Source organism: Flagellimonas algarum (assembly GCF_040513375.1).
In the GTDB taxonomy this organism is placed as follows: Bacteria; Bacteroidota; Bacteroidia; order Flavobacteriales; family Flavobacteriaceae; genus Flagellimonas_B; species Flagellimonas_B algarum.
In genome coordinates this window covers 802170-819798 of sequence record NZ_JBEVTG010000002.1, presented here as the reverse complement: position 1 = coordinate 819798, position 17629 = coordinate 802170, and the positions used below count along the sequence as shown (strand labels likewise).

Annotated in this window: 9 protein-coding genes; 2 read left to right on the top strand and 7 right to left on the bottom strand. The window is 50.3% G+C overall.

The features are described 5' to 3' along the window. Window positions 1-9: 9 nt before the first annotated feature. The gene (locus tag ABV409_RS10990) at window positions 10-10872 is read right to left on the bottom strand and encodes a PKD domain-containing protein (protein WP_353877638.1); all 10863 of its coding nucleotides are present in this window, start codon (window positions 10870-10872) and stop codon (window positions 10-12) included. A 339-nt stretch (window positions 10873-11211) separates the two neighbouring features. Between ABV409_RS10990 and trxB the strand changes: the two genes are divergently transcribed. Further along, a complete protein-coding gene (gene trxB / locus ABV409_RS10985) occupies window positions 11212-12180 on the top strand; it encodes a thioredoxin-disulfide reductase (RefSeq protein ID WP_353877637.1) in 969 nt (322 codons plus the stop codon). Window positions 12181-12261: 81 nt separating this feature from the next. Here the strand turns inward: trxB and ABV409_RS10980 are convergent, their stop codons facing one another. The 6 genes from ABV409_RS10980 to ABV409_RS10955 form a co-directional block, all read right to left on the bottom strand. Then, a complete protein-coding gene (locus tag ABV409_RS10980; protein WP_353877636.1) occupies window positions 12262-12711 on the bottom strand; it encodes a hypothetical protein in 450 nt (149 codons plus the stop codon). Between the two features lie 210 nt (window positions 12712-12921). Further along, complete coding sequence (locus ABV409_RS10975) at window positions 12922-13644, bottom strand: head GIN domain-containing protein (RefSeq protein WP_353877635.1); 723 nt, start codon at window positions 13642-13644, stop codon at window positions 12922-12924. A 96-nt stretch (window positions 13645-13740) separates the two neighbouring features. Further along, window positions 13741-15474, bottom strand: a complete 1734-nt coding sequence (locus tag ABV409_RS10970; protein ID WP_353877634.1) for a PspC domain-containing protein — start codon at window positions 15472-15474, stop codon at window positions 13741-13743. Window positions 15475-15481: 7 nt separating this feature from the next. Further along, on the bottom strand, window positions 15482-15811 hold the full coding sequence (locus ABV409_RS10965) for a PadR family transcriptional regulator (protein WP_353877633.1): 330 nt from the start codon (window positions 15809-15811) through the stop codon (window positions 15482-15484). Window positions 15812-15988: 177 nt separating this feature from the next. After that, window positions 15989-16495: a nuclear transport factor 2 family protein gene (locus ABV409_RS10960; protein WP_353877632.1), complete on the bottom strand. Its 507-nt coding sequence runs from the start codon at window positions 16493-16495 to the stop codon at window positions 15989-15991. Continuing rightward, the gene (locus tag ABV409_RS10955) at window positions 16495-16977 is read right to left on the bottom strand and encodes a DUF4870 domain-containing protein (protein ID WP_353877631.1); all 483 of its coding nucleotides are present in this window, start codon (window positions 16975-16977) and stop codon (window positions 16495-16497) included. Before ABV409_RS10955 ends, ABV409_RS10960 begins: the two co-directional genes overlap by 1 nt. A gap of 170 nt (window positions 16978-17147) precedes the next feature. Here ABV409_RS10955 and ABV409_RS10950 point away from each other — a divergent pair, with 170 nt between their 5' ends. Further along, entirely contained in the window at window positions 17148-17603 is a 456-nt protein-coding gene (locus ABV409_RS10950) for a DUF4442 domain-containing protein (protein ID WP_353877630.1), read from the top strand. Window positions 17604-17629 lie beyond the last annotated feature (26 nt).

Sequence of the window (17629 nt, the reverse complement as noted above, 5' to 3'; positions counted from 1 at the left end):
ATTTTCAAATTATCTATTGATGTATAACCAATCCGTCATCGGTTGGGATCCGTCACCCAGGTCGAGGATGTAATAGTAGGTGCCGACGGGTAAAAATTCTTCCTTGGAGATTACCGCGCGTCCATTCGAGCGCCCGTCGAATTCATTGTTGTATCCATTGGCTTCAAAAACAAGATTGCCCCAGCGGTTATATATTTTCAAGGTATTGTTGGGGTATCTCGATATGCAATCGATGACAAAGGTTTCGTTGACCCCGTCACCATTGGGTGAGAACTCATTGTAAAATACCAGACAGGAGGGTTCGATACCGACCGAGGCTTCGTCGTTGGCATTATCGGTGTCGAATTGATCCACAAAGACCAATCGAGCGGTGTTGGTGTAATCTTCAATATCCAAAACGGACACCGAAACGACCAAGTCCACCGTTTGCCCACTTTCAAGATTCGGGATGTCCCAAAACCCTTCGACCGGGTCATAGGTGCCTACACTTGCAGTTGCGGTAATCAGGCGATAGCCTGGTGGGAGTATTTCAGTGATGCCGATGTTGGTGGCGGCACCAGGCCCGTTGTTGGTCGCTGAAATCGTAAAGTTGATTTCATCACCGATATTCGGGCGGGCATTGTCAACCGTCTTGGTCAAGCCAATATCCACAGCCTGTGGTTCGACGGCGACCTCGGCCTCATCATCATCGGCCAGACCATCGGCATAATCGTCCACATCAAAACCATCACCCACTTGACTATCGGGATCTGCTTGATCACTCGCGCTGATGTATGCCCGGTTGAGGTATTCGTCAGCTGCGCCGGTCGGTGCATTCACTTGGGCTAAAATGATGAGGGTTTCCGTCGTTCCGTTGGGGATGACCCCATTGGTGTTCCATACGCCCGTTAGTTCATCATACGTACCTGCCGTTGCCGTGTGTGCTTGATAGGTATAGCCTGATGGAAGTTCTTCGGTAACGATTACCCCAGTGGCATTGCTGTCACCATTATTGGTGAGGTTGATCGTAAACTCAACGATATCGCCGACATTAGGCCGGTCATCATCCACTAGTTTCGTCAAGGAAAGATCGGCCAGGCCGGTCGGTACCGGATTGACCGTGTCTTGATCATCTTCCGAGTTCAAGTTATTGTCGGGCGAAGAATCAGGATCAAAAGTATCAAGGGCGATCAGTTCGGCAGTGTTCGAATAGTCGCCGTTTGACAATACCATCGCCCTTATTTCAAGCGTTTCGGTCGTTCCATTGACCAAGGTGGAGATATCCCAAGATCCAATGATGGCATCGTAGGTGCCCAAAGAAGTCGTTGCCGACACCAATTCATAACCGCTTGCTAGGATATCTTCGATCACTAGCCCTGTGGCATCACTGGGGCCGTCATTGGTCACACTGATGGTAAAGGTGATTTCGGTTCCTACCGAGGGCGCCAGGTTATCGGCCGTTTTTACCACTGAGATATCGGTAATCACCCTAGGCAGGGTAAGTTGTTCGTCTTGATCATCTTCGCTAGGATCGTCGTTCGCGGCCATGGAGTCCGGATCATCTTCATTGACGGCAATCACCGCTGCTTGGTTCAAATAGGAACCACTGGTATTGATGCCCACGGTGATGTTCAATTCGATTTCGGAATCCGCGGCAAGGGAGGCCACATTCCACAATCCAGTAGCCGGGTCATAGCTTCCGCCACCGTCGTCCGAGATATAGGCATATCCGGATGGAAGCAGATCTTCAACCAGGATGCCGGTAGCTTCACTCGGGCCCGCATTCTGAAGTTCTAAGGTGAATACAATGGTATCCGAAACATCCGGAAACTCATCGTTCACCGATTTGTTCAACGAAAGGTCGGCGAGCGGAACGGGTACGGTAGCCACTTCGTCATAATCATCTTCGGTCGTTACACCGTTATTAGGGCTCGCATCGGCATCCATAGTGTCGGAGGCGACGATTTCAGCGGAGTTCACGTAATCGCCGGATGGATTTACGATAGCCTGGATCTTCAAGGTTTCGGTAGTGCCCACCGCTAGGGTTCCATTTAAACGCCACAGGCCACTATTACTGTCGTAGTTCCCTGCTGTCGCGGTATTGGAAACATAGGTATACCCTGACGGTAAGAAGTCGCTCACCTCGATACCTGAAGCGGTACTGGGACCATCGTTGGTCAATTCAATGGTAAATTCCACCGTTTCCCCAACGAAGGGCGTACTCCGGTCTACGGTTTTCGTCAAGGCCACATCGGCGATTAAGTTCGGAATGGGATCTATGGTTTGTTGATCATCTTCCGTATCATCATTATTGGCCGGTACGGAGTCGATATCGTCCTCATTTAGGTCGGTCAATTCGGCGGTATTGGTATAGCTACCCTCTGGAAGCACCACCGCTTCAATGGTCAAGGTCTCGGTACTGCCGTTCGGAAGGTTGCCTACGGTCCAAGATCCGTTCAAGGCTTCGTAGGTGCCGGTCGAGGCATTGGCCGAATCGAAGGCATAGCCTGAAGCCAATAAATCGGTCACGACTACGGCTGTGGCATCACTTGGCCCGTCGTTGGTCACTGTAATGGTAAAGGTTATGGTACTGCCTACATCCGGACTATTGGTGTCGGCGACCTTGGTTACGGAAAGGTCTACCAATGCCCGTGGGGTCAGGGTTACGGCGTCTTGGTCATCTTCCGCAAGCACATCGTTATTCGGACTTGAATCGACATCCAGTTGGTCATGGGCGGTTATTTCGGCCACATTGGTATAGTTGCCCGAAGTATTCACGTTGGCCGTAATCTGAATTTCCGAAAACGAACCACTGGTCAAATTACCGATATTCCAAATCCCGGTATTGTCATCATAGGTGCCAGCCCCGGTATCGGATACGAAATCAAGGCCAGAGGGCAGTACATCGGTCACTTGGGCCCCGCTCGCATCATTCGGGCCAAGATTCGCAACCCGTAGCGTGAAGATCACATTTTCCGTGACATCCGGGCTTTCGGTACTCGCTGTTTTTGTCAATTCAAGATCGATCACCTCGATCGGGGTGACGACCACTTCATCCTGATCGTCTTCGGCCAATACATCGTTATTGGGGGTCGAATCACTGTCGAAGATACTGGCAGCGGTGATTTCGGCCCCATTGGTGTATGAACCCGTGGCATTGACCAAAACATCGATGACCAAGGTTTGACTGCCTCCAGCTGATACATCGCCTACCTGCCATAGGCCGGTATTCTCATTGTAAATGCCCGAAGTCGCGCTGTATAAGACGAAGTCATACCCATTGGGTAAAAGATCGACAACGGTCACCCCTTGGGCCGTGGTGCCCCCACGATTGAATACCGTGATTTCGAAACTGATTTCGGTTCCTACCAAGGGTGTGGTGTCTCCATCCACAACGGTTTTGGTCAGTTCCAAATCACTGATATTGGGCTGCACTTGCAAACGGGTCTCATCGTCATCGTCACCGTTTCCGTCGCCATCTTCGTCAACACGATCGTCGGTATCTGGATCACTGTCCGGGTCGAATTGATCACTGGCTGTAATAGCTGCGGTGTTCACATACTCGTCTATGGCAGCTGTCGGACTGTTGATCACCGCTTCATAGGTTACCGAAAGCGTTCCGCCATTGGCGAGGACACTAAGCCCAGACCAGCGCGCGAGCGTAGTACTGACTTGGGTTCCCCCATCATTGACCGCGGTCAAGGTGAATCCTGATCCTAGGGTGTCTTCAATGGCTACCCCTGTAGCCACATTCGGCCCTTGATTGGTTATCGTTAGGGTAAATACCACGGTATCGCCTACATCAGGCGTGGTGTCGTTTGCTGTTTTTACGATGCTTAGATCGGCCTGTTGCGGTGTAATGGCAATAGCGGCTTCATCGTCTTCGCTTTGATCGCCGTCATCGTTATTCGGATTGCTGTCCGCATCGTATTGATCAGCGGCGGTAATTTGTGCTTGGTGCGTATATTCTTGGCCAGACCCTGTTGGGGCCAGAACCTCGGCGTCAAAAGTCAAAACAAGGGTGCCGCTCCCTACCGGTACGGATAGGCCGGTCCAAGAAACCGCGCCTCCGCCAAATGAACCCCCGTTGTCAATCGAGGTGATGTTGCCGAATCCTGCAGGGATAAGGTCTTGAATGGCGACATTCGTTGCCGTAACATCCCCCAGGTTGTCAATGGTAATGGTAAAGGTGACGGTATCACCAACGTTGGGTTCCGAATCGCTGATCGCGATATCGAGTTCCAAATCGATTTGTTGGGGGGTGAGCAGGTAGAAATCCTCATCGTCCTCACTTTGGTCGCCATCGTCATTGAAAGGGTCACTATCGGGATCGGTTTGATCACTGGCCGCAATTTCAGCAATGTTGAGGTATTCGTCAGGAATGCCCAGTGGCGCGTTGACCGACACTTCGTAAGTTACTGTCGTACTGCCTACGGGCAAGGATGCGATTTCCCAACTCAAAAAGGTGTTGGCGATCGCAGTGCCGCCATTGTTTATCGACACCAAGGTCAATCCTGCCGGAATTTCGTCTTCCACGCGTACGTTGGTCGCCGTATCGGGCCCTGAATTGGTGACCGTCAGCTCAAAGGTTACGGTATCACCAATGTTCGGGCTGCCACTTGAAGCCGCTGATATATCTTTGGTCAGACTCAGGTCGGAAGCTTGCAATGCAAAAGAGGCATTGTCTTCATCGTCCTCACTTTGGTCCCCATCGTCATTGTTTGGGGTGCTGTCGGTATCCGGGAGATCGGAGCCCGTTATCTGCCCCGTAGTGGTAAAATCCCCACTTTCCTGAACGGTTACTTGATACTCCAAATCGAGCGTACTGCCGTTGGCGATGACCAAATCGGACCATCGGATCGAACCGTCCCCTGGATTGTAAACGCCCCCATTACTTATGGAACCGGTAACAATGGTCAGTCCTGAGGGTACGATGACCGTTACGGCAACACCGCTCGCATTTCCGTTTTCTATGGCGTCATTGTTGAACACCGAAACCGTGTACGTTAGCGTATCGCCGCTGTTACCGCTGGTAGCCGAAGCTGAAAGGTCCAATTCCAAGTCGATTTGTTCCAAGCTAACTTGAGCCGAGTCCTCGTCATCCTCGCTTTGATCGCCATCATCGTTACCGGGGTCACTATCGGGATCGATTTGATCACTTGCCGTGACTTGAGCGGTGTTGCGATATTCATTGGGTGTACCCGATGGGGCATTGACGGTTGCCGTAAAACTAACGGAGGTCGTACTTCCGTTGGTCACCGTTACCCCTGACCAGTTGATGGCGTTGCCCGACTGGATCCCACCGTTGTTTATGGTATTGATCGTGTATCCTTGGGGAACCATGTCTTGCAAGCTTACCCCCGTGGCATCATCGGTACCTGAATTGGTGAGTGCTAAGGTAAAAGTTACCGTGTCCCCAATATTAGCCGTAGATGGACTAACCGATTTATCCAAACTTAAATCGGCGGTTTGCAGGCTAAAGGATACGCTATCTTCGTCATCTTCACTTTGATCTCCATCATCATTGTTCGGGCTACTATCCGTATCGGTGAGGTCCGAGGCCGTTATTTGTCCGATGGTCGTATAACTTCCCGTTCCTAGGACGGTGACTTGATAATCAAGGTCCAAGGTGTCCCCATTGGCTATACTGAGTCCGTTCCAACTGATGGTGCCATCCCCAGGATTGTAGACGCCTCCATTGGAAATACTTCCTGTGACGATTTCAAATCCTGATGGCAATTCGATGACGACGGCCACTCCTGAGGCATCGCCATTTTCAGTGGCATCGTTGTTGGTAACCGAGACGGTGTAGTCCACTAAGGCTCCCACGGTTCCGGATGGACTTGAATTGGTAATGGATAGTTCCAAATCCAGGGTTTCCAACTGCACTAAAACACCATCTTCGTCGTCTTCGTTTTGATCACCATCATCATTGGCCGGTTCACTGTCTGGGTCGAATTGATCACTCGCCGTGATTTCAGCCGAATTGAAATAGGCATTGGGATTGGACGTCGGAGCGTTCACGGTAGCTTCAAAACTGACGGAAGTAGAACCGCCATCGGCCACGGAAAGCCCTGTCCAATTGATAGTGTTCCCGGATTGGACCCCACCGTTGTTGATGGTTCCTACGGTAAATCCTTCAGGAACATTGTCTGCAAGGGCGACCCCAGTGGCGGAAGTGTTTCCTGAGTTGCTGACTTCCAGCGTAAATACCACGGTTTGGCCTACACTTGCGATGCTCGGTACCACCGTTTTATCAAGACTGAGGTCGGCGCTTAAAACCGTCACCTCCGCAGTGTCTTGATCGTCTTCACCAATAAGGTCGTTGTTCGGGGTCGAATCGATATCAAAAGTGTCGTTGGCGATGATCTCTGCCGAATTTTCGTAACTGCCCGAGGCATTGACGGTGGCATCGAAACTCAAGGCTATCGATGCGCCATTGGTAATGCTTAGTCCGCTCCAAGTCAACGAAAGGTCGCCCAAGTTGTAGGTTCCCCCATTGCTGACGGTACCAGGTACCAAGCTGAAGCCGTTCGGGATGATGTCTTTGACGCTTACCCCCGTGGCATCGGAAGCCGTTGAGGTATCGTCGTTAAATACCGTTATGGTGAATGTTACCGTATCGCCTACATTGGCCGAGCTTGGTGAAACGGATTTCGTGAGTTCAAGGTCAACACCAAGGAAAGTAATTTCGACGGTATCCGAACTGTTGGCGCACAAGGGTCCGTTAGACACTGTCCATTGGAACTCGTAAGTCCCGTCAACGGCACCAAGTACCTCGGTATTGGGGTCGGTTGGATCAACGAAAGTCACTGCCGTAGGACCCGAAACAAAACTCCATTCCCCTGTTCCAATAGTCGGGGTATCGGCAGCTAAGAATACGGGGTCGAACCGATCTAGGGTTTGATCGACACCTGCATTCGCCATGCTGGGTTCGGCATAATTCACGATTTCCATGGTATCCGCTAGCGTACAGCCCCCATTGACGACCGTCCAGGTGAATTCGTAAGTTCCTGATTCCAGGTCTTGAATGGAGGAAAGGGGATCATTCGGGGCATCGATGGTCGCAGGACTGCCAGGATCGGTAACCCCCGGACCGGCCGTTTGGGTCCAAGTTCCCGTTCCGCTAACGAGCGAAACCGCTGCCATGGTCGTATTCGTGGCATTGCAAAATTCCTGATCGGCACCGGCATCGGCGTCTGATGGCGCAATGTCGGTAAAGGTAATATTGACGGTATCCGATGTTGGGGCACAACTTGATGGAGCGGTAAATGTAGTTCCGTTCACGACGGTCCAAGTCAATTCATAGGTGCCCAAGGTCGTAATATTCGATAGGGTAGTGGTCGGGGAGTTCGGACTATCGATAACCGCCGCGCCGCCCGAAGGGTCAATGCTGAACGTCCAGGTACCGATACCCACGGAGGGAACGGCCGCATTCAATTGGGCATCCAACTGACAGGCATTGCTTTGATCGGTTCCTGCATCCGCAACTGAAGGAGCTTCGAATAGTTCGATTCGGACCACATCGGAGGTGGTAGCGCAGTTGCCTGCTTCAAAATTCCATTCCAAGATGTATACCCCGGGGACAGATAAGCCTGAAAGGGTTGAATTCGGATCGTTCGGGCTATCGATGACCGCTACACTTCCGCTAGGCTGTTCCGAAAAGCGCCATTCGGCTGTGGTGACGTCAACCGGAGCGGAATTTCCGGCCAGGCTGGTTTGATTCGGAATCGCCAAGTCATCGATACACAGGATCTGATCGGGTCCGGCATCCGGATCGATCGATGGGGCGGCACTTGACACCACGGTCACTTGGTCGGTGGTACTTGGGCAACTTCCCCCATAGTCGGTTTCAAACTGGAACACATAGGTGTTACCAGGTGTTATCGTTACCTCCGCCACATTGCTGTTCGCGGGGTTCTGGCTGATCGACGCATTCGGCCCCGTCGTGCTTATTTGGGTCCACGTACCGGTTGATCCGAATGTAGCCTCCAATAAAAAACTGTTGACTTCGCAGAGGTTCAGGTCATCGCCCGCATCGGCGGGTACGAAAACATCGATATTCAAATCGGCGAAGGTAGTGGGGCAATTGGGGTCACCGATAATGGTCCACCGAAAGGTATAAGAACCTGCAACAAGGTCCGTGACGGTAGAATTCGGGTCATTGACGTCGGTTATGGTCGGGGTGTTGGGAGCTCCTGAAAGCAGGCTCCAAAACCCGTTTTCGATGTTCGGATCGAAAGCGTTACCCGAGAGAACGGCATTCGTGGCATTACAGATCGTTTGATCTGGACCCACACTAGCGGTGGTGGGCGGAATCCCTACCGAAAGGGTGATTTGATCACTATCCGTGGAGCAACTGCCGCTGTCGACAGTCCACTCGAACACATACTGCCCTGAAAAGGCAAACGTAAATTGTGCCGTTGGGCTATTCACATCATCAATGACGACCCCTCCAGGACCGGATGATTGGGTCCAAAGACCCGAACCCGTCGAACTGGTCGCGGCCATGGTGAAGGTGTCGGAACAAGCGGCCTGGTCAGGTCCGGCATCGGCGGATGCCGGTACGCCAACGGTCAATTCCACAGTATCAAAAGTCGATTGGCAACCCGCTTTGGAAATGGTCCAAGTCAAGACATAGCTCTGTTCAATGGAGATGGTGGCATCGGTATCGAATTGTGTGGCATCCGTAAAGGATATTCCAGTGTTTGGGCTAGCCGTCCAAAGTCCGGTTTCGCCGGATTGGGGTGCGTTTCCATCCAAAGTGACCAAGGTCGTCCCGGTGGTCAGACACTGATCCATTCCGGCATTGGCCAAGGTTGGACCAGGAGTATTGTTCGTGGTGATGGTCATGGTATCGCTACCGGGAGCGGGGCAGGTATTGTCATTGGGGTTTTCAATGGTCCAACGCAGCACATAGGTCTCGTTGGGGTCGTCTAAACCGGAAACCAGGCTATTCGGATCATTGGGGTCCGAGAAAGTGATCGAAGCCCCTAGGGGTGCGGTTTCTACCGTCCATGTCCCGACTAGGTTGTTGGGAGGAACATCACCGGCCAAGGGTACTGGAGCCCCAAAACAGACCAGGGGTTGGTCGGGTCCGGCATCCACTACGATCGGGGCATCGGAAGAAACTTCTACCGTGACCGTTGCCTCTGCAGAAGGGGCGCATACGTTTCCTCCCGAAATGGCATATTGGAATTGATATAATCCGGGAACCAATCCCGTGATATTCGTGGTTCTTTCATAGGGGTCGACTATGGTCGCTGCATTCGGACCACTAAGCTGTGACCAAAGGGAAGCCCCGACGGCAACCACGTTTCCGGTCAGTGAAGTGCTGGTTACATTGCACGAAAGCACCTGGCCGGTTCCTGCATTCGCTGAGGTTGGAGTGAGGGCTATGGTGACATTGATGGCATCCGTTCCTACCTCGCAACCGGTTTGGACGGATCCCCCGACGGCCCTCCGTAGCAAAACGGTATAGGTGCCTTCGACGTCAAAATCAATGGTCAAGGGTGTTCCTCCGGTATTTTGATAGGTATTCGGGTCGATCAATGCCGATCCGGAAGGGCCACTGACAATAGCGAACGTATTGGTACCGTTGCCTGTGGTCGTGAACGGGATGTCGACTTCCGTCTGGCCACAGGCCGCGAAAATGTCGCTGCCTCCGTTCGCCACGATGGTAATGGGGTCGGTAGAATAGCGTATGGTCACGTCTTCACTATCGGTACAAAGTGTGGTGCTGTTGGTGATGGTATATCTAAAAACATAGGTATTCGGTGAACTAAGACCGCTTACTTGGGTCGTACTGTTGGTATCGTTCAAAATCGTGGCAGCCGGGCCTGAAATTTGGGTCCATTCGACCGTTTCGCCTGAGAACTGTGGTTGTGAACCGATGAGGGTCGCTGTAGTTATGGAAGGGTCACAGAATCGGATGCTGGTATCTTCGACCGATGCGGTCGAAATGTCCTGGGTCGCTTCCGCAACGGTGATCGTAACCGTGTCTTGGCCGGAAGCGCAGGGCCCCTGAACCGTCCAACGAAACACATAGGTGCCTTCGATCAGGTTCGAAACGTTCGATTGATTATTATCGCTGTCTGCGATGATCGGGGTATTCGGGCCGCTGACAAAAGACCAGGTACCCACTTGACCGTTAATGTTGTTGCCTGCAAAACTTCCATTCAAATTGGTTGATTGGAACACGGTATAGCAATTGTCGAGGTTTTGATCGGCCCCTGCATCGACTGGTAGTTGTCCTCCAAAATTGGTCACCGTAATCGTATCTGACGATTCACAATTTTGTCCAGGAGCATAATCGGGTCCGGAAATCGTCCAACGCAAGGTCGTTACCCCTGCACTACCTGCACTTAGGGTGATGGCGGAGGTCGGTGAACTCGGTGTGGTGATAGTAACCCCGGCGGTATTACCCCCATCGACTACCCATTGCCCGCTTTCACCTGGGTTGGCGGGCGCATTGGCATTCAGGTTCAAGCTGCCCGAACTATCGGGGCATGAACTGATATCTTGACCAGCATCAGCGATGGTAATGGGTGCGACCGTAATGTTGACGTCTTGAAATTGTGTACTTCCATCCGTACATTGTGCGGATAGACGGAAGGTGTATACGTTTCCTCCGATGATACCATTGATCTGTGTGTTCAAATCATTCGGGTCTACGATACTGGCTGAAGGGCCGGCAATCTGCGCCCATGTCGGACCACTTTGAACGAGACCGGTGGCCGAACCGGATAGATTGAATGAACTTACGTTTTGACAAATGGTCTCATCGACCCCGGCATTGACCGTACAGTTTTGCGCATGTACGTTTTCCAAAACGGCCAGACTACAAAGTAGTGCCAAAAAAAGGAGTCGGGGAGCTTGTTGTAAAGAATACATTGAATAGTGTTTAGATTACATCTATTGTAGGAATATTCAAACATATTCTAATAATGCAGCATGGGGAACTTTATGTTGTCATTCGTCGATTAGCTGTTGTAAACAAGGGTTTTATCGATAAAATGCAGCGTGTATTTTCGTAAAAATGAACCAAAGTCACCGCTACTGCACCAGTGGCTTTGAAGGCTTTTTTTGTGTAGTAAATAGGGAAAACCACCCACTCATTTCCCGAGGGGGACAAGGCAAATTATTTGTTCATAACTCCTGATAAAACGCCACTGTAAGTTTTTGGTCAAAACACCTACTTTTGTAGTACGTAATCTTAGAGGAGGATAACCTATGTCTGAACAAATAGAACGCATCAAAACATTGATCATCGGGTCTGGACCAGCCGGGTATACGGCAGCGATATATGCCGCTAGGGCCGATTTGAAACCCGTTATGTATACTGGAATGGAGCCCGGAGGCCAGTTGACCACGACCACGGAGGTCGACAACTTTCCGGGATACCCCGAAGGGATCGATGGCCCGACCATGATGGTCCAATTACAGCAGCAGGCCGAGCGCTTCGGAACCGAGGTCCGCATCGGCATGGTCACTTCAGTCGCTTTCAGTGAGCAAGATGGGGGCATCCATAAGGTTACCGTTGATGATAGTACCCAGATCGAGGCGGAGTCGGTCATTATTTCGACCGGGGCTTCAGCACGTTATTTGGGCCTGCCCAGTGAGCAACGCTTGCGTGGTGGGGGTGTTTCGGCATGTGCCGTTTGTGATGGCTTTTTCTATAAGGGCCAAGAAGTCGCGATCGTCGGTGGTGGGGATACCGCTGCTGAGGAAGCCTCCTATTTGGCCAACATCTGTAAGAAAGTGACCATGTTGGTCCGAAAAGACCATATGCGCGCCTCCAAAGCGATGCAACACCGCGTAAATAGTTTGGAGAACATCGATGTCCGATACAATACCGAAGTGGATGAGGTCTTGGGGGAACAGGTGGTCGAAGGACTGCGTATGGTCAACAACGCCACCGGTGAAAAAGAGGACATCGCCATCACCGGATTGTTCATTGCCATCGGACATACCCCGAATACGGAGATTTTCAAAGGGCAATTGGATATGGACGATACCGGCTATATCATTACGCAAGGAAAGTCGACCAAAACGAATAAGCCCGGGGTATTTGCCAGTGGTGACGTTCAGGATAAGGAATACCGCCAAGCCGTTACGGCAGCAGGAACCGGCTGTATGGCCGCATTGGATGCCGAACGCTATTTGGCCAGTGTCGAGACCCAAGAAGCCGTCGGGGCATAAAGAAAACCAACCATTTTGTTGTTAGAATAGCAAACGCTGCCCTAGGGCAGCGTTTTTTCATTTTCGTTTTCCTTTACGGAATCAATCGATCCTTTTGTAGTTTTCAGAAAAGGTGCGGTTGCCGTCCTCGTCGAAATTGATCTGACTGTAGTTGTCATCGTGAAGATCCAACTCGAAGGTGAACACCCGCATGGTATCCAAGGCTTTCATCATTTGGGCATCACCATATTCTATGGTTTCTACCAATTGGTCTCCGGTGATCTTGTACGAACCATAGCCAAAGCGGCCATTGGGTTCGTCGGGCACATAGCGTGACCACATGATCTTGCCGTTATAGTACATTTTGACTTGACGATAGCCTTCATCCTTGGGTACCGTATCCGATACCTCAACGCCATCATCATAATTATAGAAGCCTACAAGCTCCCAAGTGCCTTCAATGGAATGAAGGGCTTCGGGTTCACTTGGTGTAAAATCGGTCGCTGCGACCAATAACAACATCAAAAGAACCAATCCGAATAATTTTTTCATGGCCAAGTGTATTTTTAGTGAGGAATTGTTTCCCTAAAAAGATACGACTTTTTTTGTCGAATATTCAATGATAATGCCAAATAATTGCGCATCTATCAGTCATATTTCCGATGAATTGCAAAATCTGAAACTGCCCACAAAAAAATCCTTGAACGGCATTCAAGGATTTTCAAAGGTCAGGTTGTTGGTCGTTGTATGTAACGGTATCGATCAGTATTTGTGTACACTGCCCGACACGGACTTTTTCTTTTGGACACTCGCTTCGCCGGTATAGGAGATATCCGCGCCACTGCTGGCATCTGCTACCAAGGATTCGGAGACATTGACCGAAATGTCGGCACCGCTACTTGCATCGGCATTGCAGCGTTTGGCTACCAGGTTCCTTGCCCTGATATCCGATCCGCTGCTGGCATCGGCATAGAGCAGGTCGGTTTTACCGCTTACCTTGATATCGGCCCCACTACTGGTCTGGGCGATCACCTCATTAGCGACCACTTCGGCCTGTAGATCGGAACCACTACTGGCTTCCAACTCCAATTTGTCGGCCTCGATCACGTTCTGGGCGATCAAGTCGGCCCCACTAGAAGTCTCCAAGGAGGTTACTTCAGGCAAGGAGACATATACTTTTTTGGTCGCCCTTCCGATGTTCTCAATGGCGTGGATTTTCAATCGGCCATCGCGAATGTCGGTACCGATCAAGTCGATGATGTTCTCGTCGGCCTCGACCAAAATCTTGAATTCATCATCTTGGATGACGAATACATCCAAGCCTTCCGAGGCGTAAATGGCGGTGAAATCGCCACTGATTTCACGGGTTTCCTCCACGATTTGTCCGTTGCCCCTTTTTCCGTTTCCGAAATTCACGTCAAAGGCACATGAGGAGGTAAAGAGTGCCAATAACAAGGCGATTGCTATTCGAGCCAGTGTTGTCATGATGTTGTTTTTAATGATTGATTAAAATTCGTGTTTTGTGTGTTGTTTGTCTACTAAAGGTTTCCCAATTGTCGAAAACGCCGACCGAACCGTAATTCAGTCGTTTTCCTCGGCTTTGATCTCGACGCCTTCGTCGTCGATCTTTACCTTCAAGGATTCGTCGCCGTCTTGTAGGTTGATGTCCACGCCGTCCCCATCAATGATGATGCTGGAGTCTTCCCCATCGGAAGGCCAGTCATCGTCGAGATCGGATGGGCAGTTCTGGCATTTTAGCTCGCCGTCACTGCCCATGATCCATAGGTAATCAACTATACTATTGCGGTAAAAGTCCTTATCGTTTCGCGTACTGCGTCCCATATGGCCTTTGACATTGTCGTCAAAGCGGAGTGCGGTACCTTCAGGGATGTAGACCGTGTTCCGGATTTCTTGATCCCGCACCTTGTTTTCAGGGTCGGTGGTCAAGTATTCGTCGAACACGATTTCGCTACCTCCGAAGGTGTAGCCGTAATCGATTTTGGAAGAGCGTTCGCGGGCTTCCTCGAACGAACTGCCATCGGCATCCTTCCTGATTTTCAAATGGACCAGGCTATCGTTCGATTTTTTGATATCGACCCTGACGTCTTCCGAATACAATAAGGCGTTTCCGGCGTCATCATAGACCATCTCCAGGTTTTCGAATACGAAACGGTTGTCATAATCTATCGACTCCGTGCTGCGCATGCTGATGCTCAAGGTGTCGGTCGGGTTGTCCATGACGAATTCCTCGTTGACCGTCGTCGTACCGGTATAGGCACGCGAGGCGGCTTGTTTGACCCCAAGGGCGATCAAGACCCCCATCGATAGCAACCAAAGACCCAGCAGGGAGAATTTGGCGATATTGCCGATCGACTTCAAATTGGTCACCAAGATCTTCAACCCTAAATAGAGCACGAAGAAGAACGGAATGCCCACGGCCAAGAAACACAACAGGCTGACGACCCAAACGGGCGCCCCTGTGGTATTGATGATCTCATAGAAATCAACTCCGGGAAAATGCACCACATCGATAACGCCGACCGTGAATAGGCCTACGAAAAGACCGATCAAGGAGGCCGCGCCGATAATGATCAACAAGATACCGATGAACTTGCCAAAGATCTTGAACAAGAACACGATGATATCCCCAATGGTGTCGAAAAAGGTCTTGGAGCTGCTTTTTACCTTATTTCCGACTTTTTCGTAATCAACGTTCTTTACTTTTTCGGCAACATCATCAAACCCCTCTTTAACCTTGCGTTCTATATTGCTGATGTTGACGGGCTCTCCCCGCATATTCAATTTTTGGGAGGTGGTGGTCGCTTCAGGTACCAAAATCCATAGAAGGATGTAGGCGATGAGTCCGAAACCGGTGAATACGGCCAACACGATGAAGATCAATCGGATCCAAAGGGCATCGATACCCACATAGTGCTCAAGTCCTGAACAGACCCCGCCGATGTATTTTTGATCGATATCGCGATAGAGTTTTTTAACCCTTGAAGCCGTTGTTCCGCTTTTGGCCCGAGGCTCGTCTTCGAAGATGTCCTCATCGACCATATAGTCTTCGGGTTGCCCCATGATATTGATGACGGCATCGACTTCTTTTTGGGTGATGACCTGACGGTCGTGTTCCATTTTTTCATGGAAGAGTTCCGCGATACGTGACTCGATATCGGCGATGATCTCATCGCTGCCCGATGTTCCTGCGAAGGAACGTTTGATCGACTCCAGGTATCGCCTAAGTTTGTTATACGCTTCTTCGTCGATATGGAAGAAGGTATTGGCGAGATTTATATTGACTGTTTTGTTCATGTTCTACTTATTTTGCGTTGGTTACCAAATTGACTGCATTTCTTAATTCATCCCAGGTGCCGTTCAATTCCTTTAAGAACAACTGGCCTGTTTCAGTAAGTGCGTAATACTTGCGGGGCGGCCCTGAAGTGGACTCCTCCCAGCGATAATTGAGCAACCCTGCGTTTTTAAGCCGGGTAAGCAGTGGGTAGATCGTACCCTCCACCACGAGCATCTTTGCGTCTTTCAAGGCTCCTAGAATTTCGGATGCATATTTGTCCTTGTCCCTAAGGATGGAAAGTATGCAATATTCCAGAACCCCTTTGCGCATTTGTGCTTTTGTGTTTTCTATGTTCATAACTTCATGGTTCTAATGTTGCGCCGATCGGTGTCGACGGCATGTTACTGTTCGTTTTCACAAAACCCGAGGGCTTCTTTCGGTTTCCGTGCCGTCCCGCTTTGATGAGAAGCGGGCACGGAACCTTTTTGGTTGATTGATTGATGCGTTTTTCGTTTTTTGATCGATGAATAAACCCTATGGTTGTAAATGATGGTCATAACTGAGCTCGCGACGTACTTTCCATCGTCCGTCTTGACGTACCCACACATGGGTGAACTTCGCTATATCCCCTCTTTGGTATTCGTTGTTTTGGTTCAAGAACTCAAAACGGTGTACCCCGTGTTGTATCGCGGCATACAATTCCCCGTTTTTGTACAAGGGGTACACCTCCAAACTGTCCTCGATTAAAATGCGTTTTGCCGGTTGCGGACTGTCAGCCGTGCGCTGGGCACAGCCTTCGGCGATCCGTGAAACGAAGGCTTCCTTGCCTTCGGTCAAACCCCCTTTATCGTGATAAAACTCAAAATCGTCGGTGAATATCCCATTCAATACGGGAATCCCACAGGTATTGAAGGCCGCATTGAATAGCAAGCTGTCCTGTTCCTTCAACGTTTGATAGAGGGCATCGGTCTTCGGCAGTTGCCCCATGGCCAAGGTCGAAGTGAATAGCGCGATGACGATAGTTAGGTATCCGTTTTTCATTATTTGATGAATTTAATGGTGAACGGATAGGCAAAGGTTTGCCCTTCATTGGTGCGGATGGTCGCCAGAATGGTGTACACCACATTGATGACCATCAAACCCGCCTGCAACAAGCCTGCGATACCGGCAGGCCAAAAGAACCGGCCGAATCGGAAATCATCACTGCTGATGTGGATGTTCAGGTTGTTGAAATCACTCAAACGGTGGAATCCGAAGAAGTCGCCGTCGAAAAGATCCGGCAAGAACCCGATAAAGAACGGTACACTGATCAGCCCGACAATGATCGAATACAGCAACATGCTGATTTGAAAATTCAAGGCCTGCTTGCCATTGTAGTCGACGAATTGATGTTCTTTCTTGTTGGCCGTCCATAGGATCAAGGGGAAAATGAAATTCCCGAACGGTACAAAGTACTTCGAAAAGGTCGACGCATGGATGATGGCCGATAGATTGCGTTCGTGTTTGCTTAAGGTTGTTGCCATTTTTTGATTGATGATTTTGGTGTTTGATAATAGTTTACCTATTAGCTTACGATGCAAATATATATCCAAAAGATGGTACTATGCAAAACAAAGTACTATAAATTAACATTTATTTAACAATTGTAAGCCGATTTTTATTGCCTATTTTTAGGGGCGATAAATACAATGAAATGGCTACAAGCACCAGTAAATTCAACACTTTCACTTTTTTTAAATTGCCTTCGGCCTGGTGGTGCGGGGTACGACTACGTTATTTGGATGATAAAAAGGCGGTCACCACCGTCACCCATCGTTGGGCCAACCAAAATCCGTTCAAAAGTATGTTCTGGGCGGTACAGGGTATGGCTGCCGAGCTTTCTACCGGCGCGATGGTCATCGATCAAATCCGCGAAAGTGGCCGCAAGATTTCCATGCTGGTGCAGAACAACAATGCGAATTTTTCAAAGAAGGCCACTGGCAAGATCACTTTTACCTGTGAGGATGGCCATCTGATCGCCGACGCCATCAAAGCCACCATCGCGACCGGAGAGGGGCAGAAGTTTTGGATGAAGGCCGTAGGGGTCAACCAAGATGGGGTCGTGGTCTCTACCTTTAATTTCGAGTGGACGGTCCGGTTGAAAGCCTAAGGGTGTAACAAAATTCGGGTTTCGGG

Coding starts and splice junctions, on each gene's coding strand:
- ABV409_RS10990 (WP_353877638.1), bottom strand. CDS start 10,872: ATGTATTCTTTACAACAAGCTCCCCGACTCCTTTTTTTGGCACTACTT.
- trxB (WP_353877637.1), top strand. CDS start 11,212: ATGTCTGAACAAATAGAACGCATCAAAACATTGATCATCGGGTCTGGA.
- ABV409_RS10980 (WP_353877636.1), bottom strand. CDS start 12,711: ATGAAAAAATTATTCGGATTGGTTCTTTTGATGTTGTTATTGGTCGCA.
- ABV409_RS10975 (WP_353877635.1), bottom strand. CDS start 13,644: ATGACAACACTGGCTCGAATAGCAATCGCCTTGTTATTGGCACTCTTT.
- ABV409_RS10970 (WP_353877634.1), bottom strand. CDS start 15,474: ATGAACAAAACAGTCAATATAAATCTCGCCAATACCTTCTTCCATATC.
- ABV409_RS10965 (WP_353877633.1), bottom strand. CDS start 15,811: ATGAACATAGAAAACACAAAAGCACAAATGCGCAAAGGGGTTCTGGAA.
- ABV409_RS10960 (WP_353877632.1), bottom strand. CDS start 16,495: ATGAAAAACGGATACCTAACTATCGTCATCGCGCTATTCACTTCGACC.
- ABV409_RS10955 (WP_353877631.1), bottom strand. CDS start 16,977: ATGGCAACAACCTTAAGCAAACACGAACGCAATCTATCGGCCATCATC.
- ABV409_RS10950 (WP_353877630.1), top strand. CDS start 17,148: ATGGCTACAAGCACCAGTAAATTCAACACTTTCACTTTTTTTAAATTG.